Origin of the sequence: Coprococcus sp. AF99-45 (assembly GCF_027663865.1) — a bacterium.
In the GTDB taxonomy this organism is placed as follows: Bacteria; Bacillota; Clostridia; order Lachnospirales; family Lachnospiraceae; genus Allocoprococcus; species Allocoprococcus comes.
Genome location: NZ_JAQDGZ010000049.1, coordinates 1 through 2,371, shown reverse-complemented (window position 1 = coordinate 2,371; position 2,371 = coordinate 1). Strand labels below are relative to the sequence as shown.

At 40.8% G+C, this 2,371-nt stretch carries 2 protein-coding genes; one reads left to right on the top strand and one right to left on the bottom strand.

Annotated features, from left to right (window positions below):
• Window positions 1-118: 118 nt before the first annotated feature.
• Window positions 119-817 (top strand): site-2 protease family protein, encoded by a 699-nt coding sequence (locus PGR14_RS15885; RefSeq protein ID WP_227119682.1) that lies wholly within the window; start codon window positions 119-121, stop codon window positions 815-817.
• A 176-nt stretch (window positions 818-993) separates the two neighbouring features.
• On the opposite strand, the gene PGR14_RS15880 is transcribed toward PGR14_RS15885, so the two are convergent.
• Window positions 994-2,208 carry a DUF4317 domain-containing protein gene (locus tag PGR14_RS15880; RefSeq protein WP_055247746.1) on the bottom strand — a complete coding sequence of 405 codons (1,215 nt, stop codon included), beginning with the start codon at window positions 2,206-2,208 and terminating at the stop codon, window positions 994-996.
• Between the last annotated feature and the right edge of the window lie 163 nt (window positions 2,209-2,371).

Here is a 2,371-nt window from a genome sequence, read left to right as displayed (position 1 = left end):
TGCTTTTTTCACAGCCCCTTTTTCTGTACAATCTTTAGAAAAAATTTACACAATCTTTCTTGAATCCCATTTCATCAGGTACTATAATGGACGTTATTAAGGAAATTTGGAGGATGCTATGCTGTTTCAAAATACAGGACTGACCAGGGCGATGTATCAGTTTTTTCAGACACTCATTTACGTTGCCCCTGCCACACTATTTGCTGTTTCGCTGCATGAATTTGCACATGGATATGTGTCATATAAACTCGGGGATATGACACCAAAATATGACGGAAGACTGACCTTGAATCCATTTAAGCATCTGGATGTGTGGGGAACGTTATGTCTGCTTGTCTTTCATGTGGGATGGGCAAAGCCGGTAAGGATCAATACCAGGAATTATAAGAATAAAAAAAGAGATACGATTCTTGTGGCAGCAGCGGGAGTAGTCATGAATTTCCTGCTTGCGTTTGTCTGTATGATTCTGCACGGGCTTTTGTATAAGTATGGATCGAGTGGGTTGATTCTGAATTATCTTTATGTGCTTACTTATTATGGAGCAGTGCTGAATATTGGACTTGGTGTGTTCAATCTGATTCCGATTCCGCCCCTTGACGGATCGAATATTCTTGCTGAGATCTTTCCGAGGGTAGCAGAGTTTTACTGGAAGATCCGACCGTATAGTATGTGGATTCTGCTTCTGTTACTTGGAACAGGAATTCTGGATGTGCCGATCAGTCTGCTGAATTCTGCAGTAATCAATGGAATGTGGAGTTTTGTGAAAGCAATTCTGAGAGTTGGATTTGTGACGACCGGTGGAGGAACTGTGATTTAGGAAAAGATGAAAAACGGGAATTGTAGTAAATGAGAATGAAAAATGCGTATAGAATAATGCAGGTAGTCGAGAGGATTACCTGCATTTTTCGTATACATTGTAAAATTGAAAAGAAATAAGGAAATATTACGAAAGACATTCAATAAAAATGTCTTTCGTAATAATATGTAAGGCATTTAGAATGGAACATCCATTTCATTTTCGGATGTATCGCTTTTGGATTCATCAGATGCATCAGGGGTAGAAGACTTTGGAAGTCCTCCGGATACGGCAGTCTTTGCACTGATTCCGTTGATCTCAACGCGGTCGTCAACGACAATGACCAGGCATTTCTGACCATCGATAATACGTGTTTCTACAAGATCTGCGCATTCCGGGTTTACCTGAATGGTGATGTCCGGAGTTTTGATCTCGAATTTTTTGAGGTTTGCAATATTGGAGGCAAGGAGTGTACTGTGCTCTCCGGCAGCGGAATCGTACTGCGTATCGAATGTTTCCAATTTTTCTTCTTCGACACCGCTTTTTGCAAGGAGGTATTTAACTTCTGCTTTGTCAAGGGCGAGTGGTTCCGGATTTTCAGAATTCTGCTCAATCATTTCATTCAAGTTTTCGTGGATATTTTTGACTGTATCGTAGTCGCAGTCATCACCGAGCGTTTCTTCGATCAGTGTACGGAAAGTTTCTTTCTGATCTCCGGCGGTGAGTGGCGGAACACATCCAAGAAGCAGATCGGTCAGACCGTTTCCGAGATTTTCTGCATTTTTTGAATAATAAAGCAGATTGTGAATATCGGTGCTGCGGTCGTTAAAAGCAGGGAAGAGGAAACCGGCATCCGGCATCTCTACGATCCAGTCACGGATACGCTCATGGAAGCTGTTTTCTTCTGCGTGATAACTGAGTCCTGGCTTGGAAAGCTTGACCGGACAGAAGGTACACATGATGTAATCATAGACTTCATCGGATGCATCGAACATTTCACTTCCGTCCGTTGATTTTCCCGGAATATCGTAGGCTGCATGGACGAGCAGGATCAGATAGTTCTCGGCATAATCATAGGAATCGATGACGCGATTATAGAATTCTTCCAGAAGAGCGTCGTCAGTAAGCCGGCTGTTTCTTAATTTGAGAAGAAATTCCTGTGTACCACCTTCCGATTCGGTCTCCAGAGGAAATTCCATATTCAGAAGATTTTTTCCGATCGTACCGGACAAGGACTTTCTGAAAATGTCAAAATACTTGAACATTTCCTCTTCCGGAAGAGAAAGGAAAGCATCTTTCATCTCTGTTTTTTTCTCTTTTTCACCATCTACATAGCATCCGCAGATGCGGGTGATCGCACAGTTGGATGGGGTGAACTGTTTTTTGATTTCAGTAACTTCTTTTTTATTCATAGTAAGTAAATCCCCTTTTGGTAATTGTGATTTTGTAAAAGACTGATGCTTATGAATTATAACATATTTTGAGGAAGAGTGTGATTAGGAGAGAAAATTATTTGATTATTTTCAGAATAATGTATATACTAAGTATATACATAGAGATGAGCAAAACACATTA

Coding starts and splice junctions, on each gene's coding strand:
- PGR14_RS15885 (WP_227119682.1), top strand. CDS start 119: ATGCTGTTTCAAAATACAGGACTGACCAGGGCGATGTATCAGTTTTTT.
- PGR14_RS15880 (WP_055247746.1), bottom strand. CDS start 2,208: ATGAATAAAAAAGAAGTTACTGAAATCAAAAAACAGTTCACCCCATCC.